Source organism: Rhizobium sp. KDH_Rht_773_N (assembly GCF_052946295.1).
The window spans coordinates 1,340,621-1,356,665 of record NZ_CM129525.1 but is presented as its reverse complement, the minus strand read 5'-3'; the positions used below and the strand labels follow the sequence as shown (position 1 = coordinate 1,356,665).

The 16,045-nt window shown below is 62.7% G+C and carries 17 protein-coding genes; 13 read left to right on the top strand and 4 right to left on the bottom strand.

Translation table 11 applies throughout. From position 1 onward, the window contains the following. Positions 1 to 184: 184 nt before the first annotated feature. From ACU8HS_RS06925 to ACU8HS_RS06895, 7 genes are all read left to right on the top strand, one after another. Positions 185 to 1,204: a sugar ABC transporter substrate-binding protein gene (locus tag ACU8HS_RS06925; protein WP_112565480.1), complete on the top strand. Its 1,020-nt coding sequence runs from the start codon at positions 185 to 187 to the stop codon at positions 1,202 to 1,204. A 155-nt stretch (positions 1,205 to 1,359) separates the two neighbouring features. After that, on the top strand, positions 1,360 to 2,436 hold the full coding sequence (locus tag ACU8HS_RS06920) for an ABC transporter permease (RefSeq protein WP_112565483.1): 1,077 nt from the start codon (positions 1,360 to 1,362) through the stop codon (positions 2,434 to 2,436). Further along, positions 2,436 to 3,218: an ATP-binding cassette domain-containing protein gene (locus ACU8HS_RS06915; protein WP_112565486.1), complete on the top strand. Its 783-nt coding sequence runs from the start codon at positions 2,436 to 2,438 to the stop codon at positions 3,216 to 3,218. The genes ACU8HS_RS06920 and ACU8HS_RS06915 overlap by 1 nt, the downstream gene beginning before the upstream one ends. Then, entirely contained in the window at positions 3,215 to 3,847 is a 633-nt protein-coding gene (locus tag ACU8HS_RS06910; RefSeq protein ID WP_112565489.1) for a nucleoside triphosphate hydrolase, read from the top strand. The genes ACU8HS_RS06915 and ACU8HS_RS06910 overlap by 4 nt, the downstream gene beginning before the upstream one ends. Before the next feature lie 63 nt (positions 3,848 to 3,910). Further along, positions 3,911 to 4,951 carry a dihydroorotase gene (pyrC, locus tag ACU8HS_RS06905; protein WP_112706406.1) on the top strand — a complete coding sequence of 347 codons (1,041 nt, stop codon included), beginning with the start codon at positions 3,911 to 3,913 and terminating at the stop codon, positions 4,949 to 4,951. 234 nt (positions 4,952 to 5,185) lie between these two features. Next, the gene (locus ACU8HS_RS06900; RefSeq protein WP_112753891.1) at positions 5,186 to 6,364 is read left to right on the top strand and encodes a GGDEF domain-containing protein; all 1,179 of its coding nucleotides are present in this window, start codon (positions 5,186 to 5,188) and stop codon (positions 6,362 to 6,364) included. A 185-nt stretch (positions 6,365 to 6,549) separates the two neighbouring features. Beyond that, positions 6,550 to 7,086, top strand: a complete 537-nt coding sequence (locus tag ACU8HS_RS06895; protein ID WP_112565497.1) for a glyoxalase superfamily protein — start codon at positions 6,550 to 6,552, stop codon at positions 7,084 to 7,086. An 84-nt stretch (positions 7,087 to 7,170) separates the two neighbouring features. Here ACU8HS_RS06895 and ACU8HS_RS06890 read toward each other — a convergent pair whose 3' ends face one another. After that, positions 7,171 to 7,653, bottom strand: coding sequence for an anthrone oxygenase family protein (locus ACU8HS_RS06890; protein ID WP_112565501.1), 483 nt, complete (start codon positions 7,651 to 7,653; stop codon positions 7,171 to 7,173). 99 nt (positions 7,654 to 7,752) lie between these two features. Between ACU8HS_RS06890 and ACU8HS_RS06885 the strand changes: the two genes are divergently transcribed. The 3 genes from ACU8HS_RS06885 (at position 7,753) to ACU8HS_RS06875 (ending at position 10,167) form a co-directional block, all read left to right on the top strand. Next, complete coding sequence (locus tag ACU8HS_RS06885) at positions 7,753 to 8,406, top strand: TetR/AcrR family transcriptional regulator (protein WP_112754220.1); 654 nt, start codon at positions 7,753 to 7,755, stop codon at positions 8,404 to 8,406. A gap of 76 nt (positions 8,407 to 8,482) precedes the next feature. Beyond that, positions 8,483 to 9,178, top strand: coding sequence for an orotate phosphoribosyltransferase (locus ACU8HS_RS06880; RefSeq protein ID WP_112565504.1), 696 nt, complete (start codon positions 8,483 to 8,485; stop codon positions 9,176 to 9,178). Between the two features lie 62 nt (positions 9,179 to 9,240). Next, positions 9,241 to 10,167, top strand: coding sequence for a carbohydrate kinase family protein (locus ACU8HS_RS06875; protein ID WP_112754597.1), 927 nt, complete (start codon positions 9,241 to 9,243; stop codon positions 10,165 to 10,167). 3 nt (positions 10,168 to 10,170) lie between these two features. Here ACU8HS_RS06875 and ACU8HS_RS06870 read toward each other — a convergent pair whose 3' ends face one another. The 3 genes from ACU8HS_RS06870 to ACU8HS_RS06860 all read right to left on the bottom strand — a co-directional run bounded on the left by ACU8HS_RS06870 (position 10,171) and on the right by ACU8HS_RS06860 (position 14,559). Next, positions 10,171 to 10,974, bottom strand: coding sequence for an alpha/beta fold hydrolase (locus tag ACU8HS_RS06870; RefSeq protein ID WP_113412508.1), 804 nt, complete (start codon positions 10,972 to 10,974; stop codon positions 10,171 to 10,173). Positions 10,975 to 11,092: 118 nt separating this feature from the next. Continuing rightward, positions 11,093 to 12,718 carry a glucose-6-phosphate isomerase gene (pgi, locus tag ACU8HS_RS06865; protein WP_447015650.1) on the bottom strand — a complete coding sequence of 542 codons (1,626 nt, stop codon included), beginning with the start codon at positions 12,716 to 12,718 and terminating at the stop codon, positions 11,093 to 11,095. A 140-nt stretch (positions 12,719 to 12,858) separates the two neighbouring features. After that, entirely contained in the window at positions 12,859 to 14,559 is a 1,701-nt protein-coding gene (locus ACU8HS_RS06860) for a long-chain fatty acid--CoA ligase (RefSeq protein WP_112706401.1), read from the bottom strand. A 251-nt stretch (positions 14,560 to 14,810) separates the two neighbouring features. Between ACU8HS_RS06860 and ACU8HS_RS06855 the strand changes: the two genes are divergently transcribed. The 3 genes from ACU8HS_RS06855 to ACU8HS_RS06845 all read left to right on the top strand — a co-directional run bounded on the left by ACU8HS_RS06855 (position 14,811) and on the right by ACU8HS_RS06845 (position 16,027). Then, on the top strand, positions 14,811 to 15,203 hold the full coding sequence (locus tag ACU8HS_RS06855) for a PRC-barrel domain-containing protein (protein ID WP_112565518.1): 393 nt from the start codon (positions 14,811 to 14,813) through the stop codon (positions 15,201 to 15,203). A 204-nt stretch (positions 15,204 to 15,407) separates the two neighbouring features. After that, entirely contained in the window at positions 15,408 to 15,659 is a 252-nt protein-coding gene (locus ACU8HS_RS06850; RefSeq protein WP_112565726.1) for a transcriptional regulator, read from the top strand. Between the two features lie 2 nt (positions 15,660 to 15,661). Beyond that, positions 15,662 to 16,027, top strand: coding sequence for a type II toxin-antitoxin system RelE/ParE family toxin (locus ACU8HS_RS06845; RefSeq protein WP_112754605.1), 366 nt, complete (start codon positions 15,662 to 15,664; stop codon positions 16,025 to 16,027). Positions 16,028 to 16,045: the final 18 nt, after the last annotated feature.

Below are 16,045 nucleotides of genomic sequence, written 5' to 3'. Positions count from 1 at the left end.
CCATATCGAATTAATAATTCAATTGGATTTATTTATTGACAAGCCGTTTTCTTTCGCTCTTAATTGCCAGCGTCAACGGCACGGGACGGCTTCGGGAGGAGGCTGAACGCACATCCTGAAGTCCCGCCGTGCATGAATTCCGGTGCCGCCTGGGGGCGGGCCGGCCAATCTCTGGGAGGAGTTCATGAAGAAATCAGTTCTCGCTTTCGGCGCTCTCGCGCTTGGTGTCGCCTTTTCCGCTCCGGCGATGGCGGCTGACGTTTCCGCCTGCCTGATCACCAAGACCGATACCAACCCCTTCTTCGTGAAGATGAAGGAAGGCGCGACCGCCAAGGCCAAGGAACTCGGCGTGACGCTGAAGTCCTATGCCGGCAAGATCGACGGTGACAGCGAAAGCCAGGTTGCCGCAATCGAAACCTGCATCGCCGACGGCGCCAAGGGCATCCTGATTGCCGCTTCCGACACGAAGGGCATCGTCCCGAACATCAAGAAGGCGCGTGATGCCGGCCTGCTCGTCATCGCTCTCGACACCCCGCTCGAGCCGATCGACGCAGCCGACATGACCTTTGCGACCGACAACCTTCTCGCCGGCAAGCTGATCGGCCAGTGGGCCAAGGAAACGCTCGGCGACAAGGCGGCAGACGCCAGGGTTGCCTTCCTCGACCTGACGCCGTCGCAGCCTTCCGTCGACGTGCTGCGCGACCAGGGCTTCATGATGGGCTTCGGCATCGACCCGAAGGACCCGAACAAGATCGGTGACGAAGACGACAAGCGCGTCGTCGGCCATGACGTCACCAACGGCAACGAAGAGGGCGGTCGCACCGCGATGGAAAACCTTCTCCAGAAGGACCCGACCATCAACGTCGTCCACACCATCAACGAGCCGGCTGCTGCCGGCGCCTATGAAGCGCTCAAGGCCGTCGGCCGCGAGAAGGACGTTCTGATCGTATCGGTTGACGGCGGTTGCCCGGGCGTCAAGAACGTTGCGGACGGCGTCATCGGTGCGACCTCGCAGCAATATCCGCTGCAGATGGCCGCCCTCGGCATCGAAGCGATCAAGAAGTTCGCCGACAGCGGCGAAAAGCCGAAGCCGACCGAAGGCAAGAACTTCTTCGACACCGGCGTCACCCTCGTCACCGACAAGCCGGTTTCCGGCGTGAAGTCGATCGACACCAAGGACGGTCTCGCCAAGTGCTGGGGCTGATGCCCCGCATTTCCTGACAACAAGGGCGGGGACGCATGTCGTCCTCGCCACCCTGCCGGTCTTTGACACTGCGCCCGATTGGGTGCAGCTTAATCCTGTCCGCCCGCGAAGAAGGCGGGCACCCATCGGGAGTGGGGATACGCGGAGGAGTTTCCATGAGCGAGCCAACAGCCGCACCGCATCAAGAATTCGAAAAGGTCCTCAAGGACAGTTCCACGGAAGTCGCTTCGTTCGATACGGATGAAAAGAGTGTCGTCCAGCGCTTCCGGCATTTCCTGCATTCGAGCCCCTCGGCCGTATCGCTGATCGTGCTCCTGCTTTCGCTCATCATCTTCGGCGTGCTGCTCGGGACCAAATTTTTCTCTGCCTTCTCGCTGACGCTCATTCTGCAGCAGGTGGCGATTACCGGCATCGTCGGCGCCGCCCAGACGCTGGTCATCATGACCGCCGGTATCGACCTTTCGGTCGGCGCCATCATGGTCCTGTCGTCGGTCGTCATGGGCCAGTTCGTCTTCCGTTACGGCTTTCCGGCGGAGCTTGCCATCCTTTGCGGCTTCGCCGTCGGCGCGCTCTGCGGCTATATCAACGGCTGGCTGATCGCCCGCATGAAGCTGCCGCCCTTCATCGTCACGCTCGGCATGTGGCAGATCGTTCTGGCAACCAATTTCCTCTATTCGGCCAACGAGACGATCCGTGCCCAGGACATCGAGACGACGGCGCCGCTGCTGCAGTTCTTCGGCAATACGTTCCGCATCGGCGGCGCGGTCTTCACCTACGGCGTCATCGCCATGGTGCTGCTGGTCGCGCTGCTCTGGTACGTGCTGAACCACACCGCCTGGGGTCGCCATCTCTATGCCGTCGGCGACGATCCGGACGCTGCCGAGCTTTCGGGCGTCAACGTCAAGCGCATGCTGAAGTCGGTCTATGTGCTTTCCGGCCTCATCTGCGCTCTGGCAGGCTGGGCGCTGATCGGCCGCATCGGTTCGGTCTCTCCGACCGCCGGCCAGTTCGCCAATATCGAATCCATCACCGCGGTGGTGATCGGCGGCATATCGCTGTTCGGCGGCCGCGGCTCCATCCTCGGCATGATGTTCGGCGCGCTCATCGTCGGTGTCTTCTCGCTCGGGCTTCGCCTGCTCGGCACGGACGTGCAGTGGACCTATCTCTTGATCGGCGTCCTCATCATCGCCGCCGTCGCAATCGACCAGTGGATCAGAAAGGCAGCAGGCTGATGGCTACCGAACCTCTTCTCATGGCGCGTGGTATCGTCAAGCGTTACGGCCGCGTCACCGCCCTCGACCACGCCGATTTCGACCTCTATCCCGGCGAGATCCTGGCCGTCATCGGCGACAACGGCGCCGGCAAGTCCTCGCTGATCAAGGCGATCTCGGGCGCCATCCGGCCGGACGAAGGCGAGATCAGGCTGGAAGGCCAGCCGGTCCACTTCCACTCGCCGATGGAGGCCCGCAAGGCCGGCATCGAGACGGTCTACCAGAATCTCGCTCTGTCGCCGGCGCTCTCGATCGCCGACAACATGTTCCTCGGCCGCGAGATCCGCAAACAGGGCTTCATGGGCAAGTTCTTCCGCAAGCTCGACCATGGCGCCATGGAAAAGATCGCCCGCCAGAAGCTCTCGGACCTCGGCCTGATGACCATCCAGAACATCAACCAGGCGGTGGAAACGCTGTCCGGCGGCCAGCGCCAGGGCGTGGCGGTCGCGCGTGCGGCGGCGTTCGGTTCCAAGGTCATCATCCTCGACGAGCCGACGGCGGCCCTTGGCGTCAAGGAAAGCCGCCGCGTGCTGGAACTCATCCTCGACGTGCGTGCCCGCGGCATTCCGATCGTGCTGATCTCGCACAATATGCCGCATGTTTTCGAAGTGGCCGACCGCATCCACATTCACCGCCTTGGGCGCCGCTTGACGGTCATCAATCCCAAGGAATACACCATGTCCGATGCGGTCGCCTTCATGACCGGTGCCAAGGCGGCCCCTGCGGAGCCCGTTGCTGCATGAATGCAAGGATAGACGATATTGTCGGCGAGGTCCTGAACCGCGCCGGCAACTCCAGCCGCTTCCTGATCGCGATCGCCGGCCCGCCCGGCGCCGGCAAGTCCACCATGGCCGAAAACGTCGCCAATGCCCTGAAGGCGCAGGGAGAGAGCGCTGCCGTGCTGCCCATGGACGGTTTCCACATGGACAACGCGATCCTCATCGAACGCGGGCTGCTCGCCCGCAAGGGCATTCCGGAAACCTTCGACGTGCGCGGCTTTCTCGATATCGTCAGGGCGGTGCGACCGGCCGATCAGGAAGTGCTCGTCCCCGTCTTCGACCGCTCGCGCGAGCTGGCCATCGCGTCTGCCCGGCCGATCGATCCCAACGACCGCTTCATCATCATCGAAGGCAACTATCTGCTGTTCACCCAGGGCAAATGGGCCGAACTCGACGGCATCTTCGATTACACGATCATGCTCGCCCCGCCGATGGAGGTGCTGGAAGAGCGCCTCTGGGACCGCTGGCGCGGCTACAAGCTCACCGAGGAAGAGGCGAGCGCCAAGGTCTACGGCAACGACCTGCCGAACGGCCGCCTGATCCTCGAAAACCGCCGCCCCGCCGACATGACCTTGGAAATCGCGCTCGCCTGAACAGTTGTTTCCGGGCGGCTCTTGGTGCTATCGAGGCGCAACCGCATCGCTTCGGAGGCCCCCATGCAATCGATCACCATCCGCCGTCCCGACGACTGGCATCTGCATCTGCGCGACGGCGCCATGCTGGAAGGCGTGATCGGCGATACGAGCCGCACCTTCGCACGCGCCATCATCATGCCGAACCTCGTGCCGCCGGTCGTCACGACGGCGGACGCGGCCGCCTATCGCGACCGCATCCTGAAGGCGCTGCCGTCGGGCCACCGCTTCCAGCCGCTGATGACGCTCTATCTCACCGAGCATACGAGCGCCGACGATGTGGAAGAGGGCAGCAGGAGCGGCCTCATCACCGCGGTAAAACTCTATCCGGCCGGCGCCACCACCAATTCCCACGGCGGCGTGCGCGACATGGAAAAGGCCATGCCGGTGCTGGAGCGCATGGCAAGGATCGGCCTGCCGCTCTGCGTTCACGGCGAGGTGACGACGCCCGATGTCGATATTTTCGACCGCGAGGCCGTCTTCATCGAAACCGTGCTCGATCCCTTGCGCAAGCGCCTGCCGGAGCTGAAGGTGACGATGGAACATGTCACGACGGCTGACGGCATCGACTATATCAGGTCGGCCAAGTCCAATCTCGCCGGCTCCATCACCACCCATCACCTGATCATCAACCGCAACGCCATCCTCGTCGGCGGCATCCGCCCGCATTATTATTGCCTGCCGGTCGCCAAGCGCGAAAACCACCGGCTGGCGCTGCGCGCTGCGGCGACAAGCGGCGATGCCAGGTTCTTCCTCGGCACGGATTCCGCCCCGCATGTCGATCCGCTGAAGGAATGCGCCTGCGGCTGCGCCGGCATTTATACTTCGATCAATACGATGAGCTGCCTTGCCCATGTCTTCGAGCAGGACGGCGCGCTCGACAGGCTGGAAGCCTTCGCCTCCCTGAACGGCCCGGCCTGGTACGGGCTGCAGCCGAACGAGGAGCGCATCACGCTGGACCGGCAGGACGCACCTGTCGTTTTCCCCGCCAGGATCGAAACCGGCGCCGGCCCGGTCACGGTCTTCGATCCCATGTTCCCGCTGCATTGGCAGGTCAGGGACTAAGGCATGTCGCGCAAAACTGCCGAGCGGTTTTGCGATGAGGACATGCCTGATCGGGAAGAGACGTTGCGGATCTGAAGATTATACTGCTTGTAGTTGCTGCCCGGATGTCGGTTTTGTAACGTCCGGGTGCGCAATCGATGATTTTTTAACGGAATGCGTAAGACATTCGTCAGCACTGACAAGATAGATTTCAGAACGTTGCCGGCGCGGCAGAAGCCGCGGAGATTTCGAAGCATGATGCTTGATTACAATTCCCTGTTGCTGGCGCTCGGCGTTTCAGCGACATGCCTTACCTTAACGGCCCTGGGGAGCTGGCTCGCCCGGCGGGCAGAGACGTTTCTTCTCACCTGCACGGTCGGCCTCGTTCTCGTCGTCAGCGGCATCTTCACCTATGTCTTCTATGTCGAACAGCCGGGGCGCCTGCTCGGCGCGGCCAATTTCGTGCTGCTGCATGGCGGTTTCGCCACCATCTGGGGCGCGGGCTACCAGTTCCGCACCAACCGCCTGCCGCTCTGGGGCATCGTCATCCGCGCATTTCTCGCCATGGCCTCGGCCGTCCCGTCGATGATCGTCGGGCTGGATGGCCTGGCCTTCATGGCTGATAACCTCGCCATCGCCTTCCTGCTCTTTGCCACCGCACGGCAATATTGGCTCGGCCGGGCCGAGGCGCCGGCGCCCCTGACCGGCATCACCGCGCTCTACACGCTGACGGCGATTTCCTTCGTGCTCTGCGCCGCCGTGCTGATCTCCGACGGCAGGCTGGTGCTGGGTGCCGCGCCCAAGAACTGGGCGGAGGATCTGAGCCTTGCCATGTGCATTGCCGGCATGACCGGTATCGGCGCCCTGTCTCTGGCGCTGCATCAGTGGCGGCTTGCCGCGCGCCATCGCATCGATGCCATCACCGATCCGCTGACCGGGCTTCTCAACCGCCGTGCCCTGTTCGACCGGCACGGCACCCGCGCCATGGGCGCCTCCACCGCCGTCATCGTCTTCGACATCGACCATTTCAAATCCGTCAACGACCGTTACGGCCACGCCGCCGGCGACCATGTCCTGAAGGTCTTCGCCGGCGAACTCTCGGCCAATTGCCGCAACGGCGATACCGCCGCCCGCCTCGGCGGCGAGGAATTCGCGCTGGTGCTGAAGGAAATCATGCCGGGCCGCGCCGAGCTTGCCGCCGAGCGCATCCGCAAGGCCTTCGAGGATCGCGACATCTATATCGAGGACGAGGTGCTGAAATGCACCGTCAGTGTCGGCGTCGCCCCCGGCCGCTCCAAGCCGCTCGATTTCGATGCCATGCTGAACGAGGCCGACAAGGCGCTCTATGTCGCCAAACGCGGCGGCCGCAACCGCGTCGAGCTCGCCAGCCACCTTCACTCCGTGCCGGCGGGCGTCGTGCGCTCGGCCTCTTGATCCCCCTGCCGAGCTTTCGTAAGCTGGTATCCGGCCGGATGCGGCCAGCCGCCCCGCGATGCGCAAGCATGATGGTGAATGCATCCAAATCCAGTTTCACATCCTTGCTTCTGGCAATCGATGGCGAACGGGTCAGCAGACGCGGGCACTGATCTTCCTGTTTGCCGCCAACGGAAGGATGAACCATGCGCGATTTTCGCGATGCCAAGCTTATGGCAAAAACCCTGCGGCAGGCGCTTGCCGACCGCGATATTTCCCTGACCCACAGCCAGACCCTGGAGATCGTCGCCCGGCAATTCGGCCTGGAACAGTGGAATATCCTCTCGGCCAAGCTGGATGAGGCCGAAGGCGCAAGCTCCGCAATCGGCATAGAACCGCCGGTACCGATCTTCCGCATCTTCTCGGTCGAGAAAGCGATGGAATTTTATTGCGGCTTCCTCGGCTTCACGCTCGATTGGGAACATCGGTTCGGCGAGAACTTCCCGCTTTATTGCCAGGTCTCCCGCGACAGGATGCAGCTGCATCTCAGCGAACATTCCGGCGACGCCAGCCCCGGCGCCCGCGCCTTCGTGCGGGTGAAGGATGTCAGGGCCTATCAGGCCGAACTCGCCGCGAAGGACTACCGATACATGAAGCCGGGCGTCGAAGAGGCGCCCTGGGGCCTCGAAATGGGCGTGATCGACCCGTTCAACAACCGCATCACCTTCTGCCAGCAGGGCTGAAGCAATTCCCGCAAAAGTCCGACGCGGTTTTGCGTCGGGAATTGCGTGAAAAAGCGACGGGCGGAGGCATTCCCTCCGCCCTTTTTAAACCAGCATCAGCGCCCGCACGAATGCGACCGAGGCCAGCAGCGAGGCGATCGTGCGCACATGGTTCCACCATGTCCAGTCCCGCAGATAGGACGTCCAGAGCTGGACCGCCTCCGGCCCGTTGCCGCCCACTTTCGCCAGCGCATCGTTCATCGGCACGTTGAAGACGATGGTGGAGAGGAAGGAGGCGACGAGATAGAGCGCCGCGCCGGCCAGCATCGTCGCGGAGGCGCCGCCGCGCCAGTTCATGAAAGCCAGCACGGATATCGCCATGCAGAGGATCGCCACCGGCACGAAGAGCAGCATGAAGGGCGAGCGCACGATGGTGACGTTGATGGAATTCATCGCCGCAATGCCCTGTTCGGCCGGGATGCGCGAAAAGGCGGTCATGATGAAGGTGGAGAAGGCAAAAAAGATGCCGGCGACAAGGCCGCTGCCGATGGCCGCGGCAACGAGGCATATGACGAGAACGAACTGCATGTCGAAACTCCTCCCCGAGAAAACAAGAGAAATTCTCTCATTTGCAAAATGAGATAAACTCTCTTATTTTCCCTGTCAATGGCGAGGCAGGGCGGGACGATGGCGCAAGAGACGGTTGCAAGGCACAGGCGCCGGCAGGTGGCGGCCGGCCAGCCGCGCCGCATTCCCAGCCAGCAGCGCGGCCGCGAGCGCTTCGAAAAAATTCTGTCGGTCGCCGCCGATCTCATCGAAAGGAACGGCAGCGATGCCCTGAAGATGAGCGAGATCGTTGAAAAGGCGGAACTTTCCTTCGGTGCCCTCTACCAGTATTTCCCGGACAAGGCCTCCATCATCCGCACGCTCGCCGAACGTTTCAACGAGCAGGGCCGGCAATGCGTGGCCGACGAGCTGGCCAAGGTGACGGACGAAGACAGTCTGCGCACGGCTCTCGGTGCCATTGCCGACGAATATTACGCCTTCTTCCGCCGCGAGCCCGTCATGCGCGATATCTGGCACGCGACCCATACGGACAAGCTGCTGCAGCAGGTCGATGCCGAAGACATGGAATTCCATGCCCAGGCGCTGTTTTCGGTGCTAAGAAAGCTCTGGCCGGATCGCGGCGAGGCCGCGCTTCTGGCGATTGCCCGGCTGACGATGCAGCTTCTGGCGGCCGCCGTCCGTTACGCGGTTTCGCTGGATGAGGAGGAGGGCGCCCGCGCAATCGCGCTCTTCCGCAGGATGCAGCTTGCCGATATCGGCCGCCTGCTCGGCTGACGGCACTCTTCAGTCTGGAAACCGGCCGCTCTTGCTGCTATTGCCGCTGGAACGTCAGCCGAAGGAGAGAGCCCGCATGATCCAGACCACGTTTCCCGACCGCGCCGTCATGGCAGAGCTGCTGGCAAAGATGCTCTGGGAGATCAAGGCGGTGCATTTCAACGCCGAGAGCCCCTATAAATATGCCTCCGGCATCATGAGCCCGGTCTATATCGACTGCCGCAAGCTGCTCTCCTTCCCGCGCGTGCGCTCCGCGGTGATGGATTTTGCCGCCAGCACCCTGCTGCGCGATGCCGGCTTCGAGCAGTTCGATTGCATCGCCGGCGGCGAGACGGCGGGCATTCCCTTTGCCGCTCTGCTTGCCGATCGTCTCGGGCTGCCGATGATCTATGTCCGCAAGAAGCCGAAGGGCCATGGCCGCAATGCGCAGATCGAAGGCGACATGAAGGAAGGCGCGCGTGTGCTGGTCATCGAGGACCTGACGACGGCCGGCGGCAGCATGTTCACCTTCATCGATGCCATCCGGGCCGCCGGCGGCATCGTCGATCACGGCATGGCGCTGTTCTTCTACGGCATCTTCCCGGAGGCCCATCAGCGCTTTGCCAATGGCAAGCTCCAGTTCCATCATATCGCCACCTGGCGCGAGGTTCTGGCGATCGCCAAGGAGAAGAAGCTGTTCGACGACAAGACGCTGCAGGAAGTCGAGGCCTTCCTCGATGCGCCGCTCGCCTGGTCGGCGCGAAATGGTGGTGTAAGTGAGCTTTCGCTCTAGCCAATTGACAAAAGCTCGCTTAATCGATTGAAGAACGCGCAAGTCCTGTTGGGAGGAATTCGATGATTTTGTGCTGCGGCGAAGCTCTGATCGACATGCTGCCGAGGGAGACGACATCAGGCGAAAAGGGCTTCGCGCCCTATGCCGGCGGCGCGATCTTCAACACCGCGATCGCGCTCGGGCGTCTCGGCATCCCGACGGCCTTCTTCACCGGCATTGCCGATGACATGATGGGCGAGATCCTGCTCGATACGCTGAAGGCGAGCAATGTCGATTACAGCCCCTGCGCCATCACGCAGCGCCCCTCGACGATCGCCTTCGTTAAGCTGGTCAACGGTCAGGCGACCTATGCTTTCTACGACGAAGGCACCGCCGGCCGCATGATTACCACCGATGACCTTCCCGTCCTTGGCGACGATTGCGAGGCCCTGCATTTCGGCGCCATCAGCCTGATCCCGAGCCCCTGCGGCGAAACCTACGAAGCCCTGCTCGACCGCGAGGCCGCAAGCCGCGTCATCTCGCTCGACCCGAACATCCGCCCCGGCTTCATCAAGGACAAGGCCCGGCATATGGCCCGCATCGAGCGCATGGCCGCCAAGTCCGACATCGTGAAATTCTCCGACGAGGATCTCGAATGGTTCGGCCTTGAGGGCGATCATGACGCGCTGGCCGCCCACTGGCTGAAACACGGCGCCAAGCTCGTCGTCATCACCAAGGGTGCGGAAGGTGCGACCGGCTACACCAGCGCGCGCAAGGTCACGGTCCCGAGCGAGCGCGTCACCGTCGTCGATACGGTCGGCGCCGGCGACACATTCGACGCCGGCGTGCTGGCCTCGCTGAAGATGGACAATCTGCTGACCAAGGCTGAGGTCGCCAATCTCGACGAACAGGCGCTGCGCAACGCGCTCGCGCTCGGCGCCAAGGCGGCCGCCGTCACCGTCTCCCGCGCCGGCGCCAACCCGCCCTGGGCGAAAGAGATCGGCCTCTGAGCCCTATTCGATCCGCTTGAGAAAGGCCCGGACCGCGCGATTGAAGAGGTCCGGTTGCTGCAGCGGCGCGAAATGGCTGACACCCGGCAGGGACACGAATTCCGCCTCCGGGATCGTCCGTGCCAGATAATCGGCATGGTCGGGCAAGATGAATTCGTCATGCTCGCCAAGCGCGATGGTGACAGGCACCTTGATGCCGGCCAGCTGCTCGGCCGTATAATTCGGTTCCGTCGCCATCATCTTCGAAACGTCGGTGACGAAGGCCTCGAACTGGTCAGGCGTCGCCGACAGCGCCTGATAATCCTTCCTGTGGCGGCTGAAGCAGCGGTCGATCACCGGCGTCGCCTTGAATTCCCGGGTGCCGCCGGGGTCCATGTTGCAGGCGAAGAAGAAGACGCAGCAGACGCGCTCCGGCTGCTGGTCGGCAAGCACCAGCGACGTGCAGGCGCCGTCGCTCCAGCCGACCAGGGCCGCTTCCCCGATCCCGGCATGATCCATCACGGCCACCACGTCGGAAGCCATGAGGTGATAGCTGTAGGGGCGGGCGTCACGCGTGCTGCGCCCGTGCCCGCGGCTGTCGATGACAACGACCCGGTGGCCGGCCTCGATGAGGTCGGGAACCTGATAGCCCCAGTTGCCGCTATTACCGAGCCCGCCATGCAGCAGGATCACGACAGGGCCGCCGCCATAGCTCGCATACCAGATGCGCGCGCCTTCGTTCTCGACGAAGCCCTGCTCGTCCGGGGCCGGCAGGGGCAGCGCGCCCTCGGCTTCGAATGTCACCAGTTCGTCATCCTTGGCAGTCATCGGCTCCTCCGCTGTCACTCTCTCTGTAGACGACGACATGCGCTGCGATTCGACAGGGTCGAACAAAAAAGCCCACCCGCAGGACGGATGGGCTTCGACAGCGGCGCGACCGCCGGAATTACCTGGCGAGCTTTGCCAGCGCCGCGACCAGCCCTTGCGTCGAGGAATCGTGGCCGGCAGCGCTTTCCTTGCCTTCGACGACCGGCAGCAGGCCGGTTGCCAGTTCCTTGCCGAGCTCCACGCCCCACTGGTCGAAGGAGTTGATGCGGAAGAGCACGCCTTCGACGAAGACGCGGTGCTCGTAAAGCGCGATCAGGCGGCCGAGCGCATAGGGTGTCAGCTTGTCGTAGACGAAGGTGATCGACGGGCGGTTGCCGGTGAAGACGCGGTGCGGGGCTATGAAATCGGCCTGCTTGTCGTCCATGCCCTTGTCGGTCAGCTGCTTCTTGGCTTCGGCGAAGGTGCGGCCCTTCATGAGCGCTTCCGACTGGGCGAGAACGTTCGACATCAAGAGCTGATGCTGATGACGCAGCTCCGGCTCGAAACCGTTGGCGGCGATCATGAATTCGGCCGGGATGATGCTCGTGCCCTGGTGGATCAGCTGGTAGAAGGCGTGCTGGCCGTTGGTGCCGGGTTCGCCCCAGGCAACCGGGCCGGAATTGCCCTCGACCGGCGTGCCGTCGATCGTCACGCCCTTGCCGTTCGATTCCATGTCGAGCTGCTGCAGGTAGGCCGGGAAGCGCGACAGGCGCTGGTCATAGGGCAGGATGGCGCGCGTCGGATAGCCCAGCACATTGCGGTGGTAGAAGCCGATGAGGCCGAGCAGCATCGGCAGGTTTTCGGTGATCGGCGCCTTGCGGAAATGGTTGTCGACGGCATGGGCGCCATCGAGGAACTTGCCGAAATTCTCCGGCCCGACGGCGATCATCAGCGGCAGGCCGATCGCCGACCAGATCGAGTAGCGTCCGCCGACCCAGTCCCAGAAGCCGAAGACGCGTTCGCTTTCGATGCCGAAGGCGGCAACCTTGTCGAGCGCGGTCGAAACGGCGGCGAAGTGGTGCTGGACGGCCGCTTCGCCCAGCGCGCCGGCAATGAACTTGCGCGCCGTCTGGGCGTTGGTCATCGTCTCGACGGTGGTAAAGGTCTTGGAGGCGACGATGAAGAGCGTCGTTTCCGGCTTTACCAGCTTCAGGATATCGGCGATGTGGGCGCCGTCGATATTGGAGACGAAATGGGCGCGCGGGCCGTCATGGAAAGGTGCCAGCGCCAGTGTCGCCATGACCGGGCCGAGATCCGAGCCGCCGATGCCGATATTGATGACATCGGTGATCGTCTTGCCGGTGGCGCCCTTCAGCGCGCCCGAGCGCACACCGTCGGCAAACTTGCCCATGGCGGCGAGAACGGCGTTGACGTCAGGCATCACGTCCTTGCCGTCGACCAGCACAGGCGTGTTGGAACGGTTGCGCAGCGCCGTGTGCAGCACGGCGCGGTTTTCGGTAAAATTGATCGCCTTGCCGGAGAACATTTCCTCGCGCTTCTTTTCGACGCCGCCTTCTTCGGCGAGCTTCACCAGAAGCTTCAGGATTTCGTCGTTCACGGCCGTCTTGGAATAATCCATCAAAAGGTCGTCAAGCGATACGGAAAAGCGCGAGAAGCGCTGCGGATCGGCTGCGAAGGCGGCACGCAGATCGGTGGCCTTGGTGGCAGCCGCGGTGCTCTTCAGTTGTTCGACGATGGCATTCATGGAAGGCTCCTTTGGAGGCGCAGAGGGTTGCGGAAACTATTCTCTTTCCGGCAGTCAAATCAAGTTCAGCCCCCTGTCCAGATATGAAAAAAGCCACCCGCGACAAGCGGATGGCCCTCAATTTCACGAGACCGTCAAATTCAGCCGCGCAGATCCTTGCGCAGGATCTTGCCGACGGGGGTCTTCGGCAGTTCGGTGCGGAATTCGATGAAGCGCGGCCGTTTGTAATTGGTAAGATTGGCCGCGCAATGGGCCTTCACGTCGGCTTCGGTCAGGGCCGGGTCCTTGCGCACGACGAAGAGCTTCACCGCCTCGCCGGAATGCCCGTCCGGCACGCCGATCGCTGCCGCTTCGAGAATGCCGGGATGCATGGCGGCCACTTCCTCGATCTCGTTCGGATAGACGTTGAAGCCGGAAACGAGGATCATGTCCTTCTTGCGGTCGACGATCTTGGTGTAGCCGCGCTCGTCCATGAAGCCCATGTCGCCGCTGCGGAAATAACCGTCCGATGTCATCGCCTGCGCCGTCTCCGCCGGCTTGTTCCAGTAGCCGGCCATGACCTGCGGGCCGCGGATGCAGATTTCGCCGATCTCGCCCAGCGGCAGCGAATTGCCGGCCTCGTCGCGGATGTCGAGTTCCGTCGAGGGAAGGGGAAGGCCGATCGAGCCGGTGAATTCGGGCGAATCGAAACGGTTGGCGGTGGCAACGGGCGATGTCTCCGACAGCCCGTACCCTTCGGTAATGTGCGAGCCCGTCACCTTCAGCCAGCGCTCGGCCACCGGCCTCTGCACGGCCATGCCGCCACCGAGCGACATGACCAGCGAGGAGAAATCGGTCTTGGCGAAATCGGCATTGTTGAGCAGCGCGTTGAACAGCGTGTTGAGGCCGGGGAAAATATGGATATCGGACTTCTGGAATTCCTTCACCAGTCCCGGAATGTCGCGCGGGTTGGCGATCAGTACGTTATGGGCGCCGAGCGACATGCCCATCAGCGAATTCACCGTCAGCGCGAAAATGTGGTAGAGCGGCAGCGCGCAGAGGAAGTTCAGAACCTCGGGCTGCTTCCTCTTGTCGAAGCAGGATTTCAGCCAGAGCTGCAGCTGCATCTTGTTGGCAAGCAGGTTCTGGTGCGTCAGCACCGCGCCCTTGGCGACCCCCGTCGTGCCGCCCGTATATTGCAGGAAGGCGATGTCGCTGCCGGCAAGCGGCACCGGCGCAAGCACCTTGCCCGCCCCTTCCGCCAGCACCTGTCGGAAGCTCCTGTGCTGCGGGATCGACCAGGAGGGAACGAGCTTCTTCACCCGCCGGACGATGAAATTGACGAGATGCCCCTTGAGCCCGAGCATTTCCCCGAGAGAGGTGACGACGACATGGCGCAGGTCCGTCCTGTTGATGACCTGCTCGACCGTGCGCGCGAAATTTTCCAGGACGAAGATCGCCTTGGCGCCGGAATCGTTGAGCTGGTGCTCAAGCTCGCGCGGCGTATAGAGCGGGTTGACGTTCACCACCACGAGCCCGGCGCGCAGGATGCCGTAGACCGCGACCGGGTTCTGCAGCACGTTCGGCATCATCACGGCGACACGATCGCCCTTCTGCAACCCGAGGCTCTGCAGCCAGGCGGCGACCTTGCGGGTCTGGCTTTCGAGCTCGCGGTAGGTCATGGATTTGCCCATGCTGGAAAAGGCTTTCCGCTCGGCAAAGCGCGCGCAGTTCTTTTCGAGAAGTTCCGGCAGCGACGCATATTCCAGTGGGGGAATTTCGGCCGGAACGACGTCCGGATAGGTGGCAAGCCATGGTTTTTCCGATGTCGCACCGCCAGGGTGGACGGAAATGCTGTTCATATTCTCTCTCCCATTCGGCCGCCGCGCCGGGTCGCACCGGCATCGATCGGAAGATTCCTCCATCCCCCGTCAGGGCAGCTTATGCCATTGCTTGATCGGTTCAAGCGGATTGAGGCTACAATAACCTTGACGTAAACGTCAATATCGCCACCGCCGCGTGAAGCCGGCAGGAAGAAGGGAACTTTGAAGCGGAGGGCACGTTTCCTCAGTGTGGATCAACCCAGGAGGAAAAGACGAACAGGAGGTGCACAATGCTCGATCAGGATACTGACGCCACCCGCCGTGACCCGAATGTGAAGGATACGCCGACGCTGATCGCCAGCGACCGCGTTGAAGGCACCCGCGTCTATGGCGCCGATGGCAGGCATATCGGTTCCATCGAACGCCTCATCCTCGGCAAGCAGGACGGCCGCGTCGCTTATGCGGTCCTGAGCTTTGGCGGCTTCCTCGGCATCGGCAGCGACCACTATCCGCTACCGTGGGAAAAGCTGACCTACGATACCCAGCTGGACGGCTACCGCATCGATCTCACCAGGGAGCAGATCGAAGGCGCGCCGAGCTACGCGGATGACGACGACACCTGGTACAACGGCAGCGGCCGCCGGGTCCATGACTATTACGGCGTGCCGCCCTACTGGATGTAACGTTTTCCGCTAGGACGAGCCGGCAGAGGCCCCGCCAGAGCGGGGCCTTTCAGGTTGAGCTGACGAGGTCGTTGGCGCAGCGCCCGGCCGCGACGCGGAACGCGCGCCGCATGGAGGGGCCGGATTGGATGCCCGCCGCGTGATGAATATTGACAATATATGCTACCCAACCCACAGTATGAGACGAACGAAGGGTATATGCCAATGGCATCCGGCAGCATTCACGTGAAGGTCAGCGGGCAACTCCAGGACCATGTTCAACAGCAGATCGGAGACGACGGGCTGTATGAAAACGCCAGCGAGTATATTCGCGCCCTGATCCGCAACGACTTGCAGACACGGGATGAGGCATGGGAGGCCCTGCAAAAGGAGCTCGGCCCCGCCATGCGTGCCGATGACAGCGAATTTGTCGCCGTGTCGGCCGAGGACGTTATTCGCCGCAACAAACGCCGCTGAGCATGGCGGGCTATCGGTTCTATCCGCGCGCCGACGCAGCGCAGGATAAGATATGGCAGGATACCAGCAGCGCATGGAGTGAGGCGCAGGCTGACACCTACATTCTTGGCCTCCATGCTCACCTGGAGCGGCTTTGCGGCAATCGCCTCCTCTGGCGGCGTTTGCCGCAGAGGCTTGCTGCTCCGCCGGATATCAGGCGCGAAGCCTATTTCAGCCGTTACGAACGCCATTACATCTTCTTTCGCGAGTTGGATGACGGCGATCTTGGTATCATGAGCATCCTTCACGAGCGCATGGATTTGCCGGTGCGGTTGAAGCACGACCTGGCCGCGCTGATGGCCAGGCAGGAAAAGGCCGACGAGACCTGAAGAGGCGCATATCTGAAT

Coding starts and splice junctions, on each gene's coding strand:
- ACU8HS_RS06925 (WP_112565480.1), top strand. CDS start 185: ATGAAGAAATCAGTTCTCGCTTTCGGCGCTCTCGCGCTTGGTGTCGCC.
- ACU8HS_RS06920 (WP_112565483.1), top strand. CDS start 1,360: ATGAGCGAGCCAACAGCCGCACCGCATCAAGAATTCGAAAAGGTCCTC.
- ACU8HS_RS06915 (WP_112565486.1), top strand. CDS start 2,436: ATGGCTACCGAACCTCTTCTCATGGCGCGTGGTATCGTCAAGCGTTAC.
- ACU8HS_RS06910 (WP_112565489.1), top strand. CDS start 3,215: ATGAATGCAAGGATAGACGATATTGTCGGCGAGGTCCTGAACCGCGCC.
- pyrC (WP_112706406.1), top strand. CDS start 3,911: ATGCAATCGATCACCATCCGCCGTCCCGACGACTGGCATCTGCATCTG.
- ACU8HS_RS06900 (WP_112753891.1), top strand. CDS start 5,186: ATGATGCTTGATTACAATTCCCTGTTGCTGGCGCTCGGCGTTTCAGCG.
- ACU8HS_RS06895 (WP_112565497.1), top strand. CDS start 6,550: ATGCGCGATTTTCGCGATGCCAAGCTTATGGCAAAAACCCTGCGGCAG.
- ACU8HS_RS06890 (WP_112565501.1), bottom strand. CDS start 7,653: ATGCAGTTCGTTCTCGTCATATGCCTCGTTGCCGCGGCCATCGGCAGC.
- ACU8HS_RS06885 (WP_112754220.1), top strand. CDS start 7,753: ATGGCGCAAGAGACGGTTGCAAGGCACAGGCGCCGGCAGGTGGCGGCC.
- ACU8HS_RS06880 (WP_112565504.1), top strand. CDS start 8,483: ATGATCCAGACCACGTTTCCCGACCGCGCCGTCATGGCAGAGCTGCTG.
- ACU8HS_RS06875 (WP_112754597.1), top strand. CDS start 9,241: ATGATTTTGTGCTGCGGCGAAGCTCTGATCGACATGCTGCCGAGGGAG.
- ACU8HS_RS06870 (WP_113412508.1), bottom strand. CDS start 10,974: ATGACTGCCAAGGATGACGAACTGGTGACATTCGAAGCCGAGGGCGCG.
- pgi (WP_447015650.1), bottom strand. CDS start 12,718: ATGAATGCCATCGTCGAACAACTGAAGAGCACCGCGGCTGCCACCAAG.
- ACU8HS_RS06860 (WP_112706401.1), bottom strand. CDS start 14,559: ATGAACAGCATTTCCGTCCACCCTGGCGGTGCGACATCGGAAAAACCA.
- ACU8HS_RS06855 (WP_112565518.1), top strand. CDS start 14,811: ATGCTCGATCAGGATACTGACGCCACCCGCCGTGACCCGAATGTGAAG.
- ACU8HS_RS06850 (WP_112565726.1), top strand. CDS start 15,408: ATGGCATCCGGCAGCATTCACGTGAAGGTCAGCGGGCAACTCCAGGAC.
- ACU8HS_RS06845 (WP_112754605.1), top strand. CDS start 15,662: ATGGCGGGCTATCGGTTCTATCCGCGCGCCGACGCAGCGCAGGATAAG.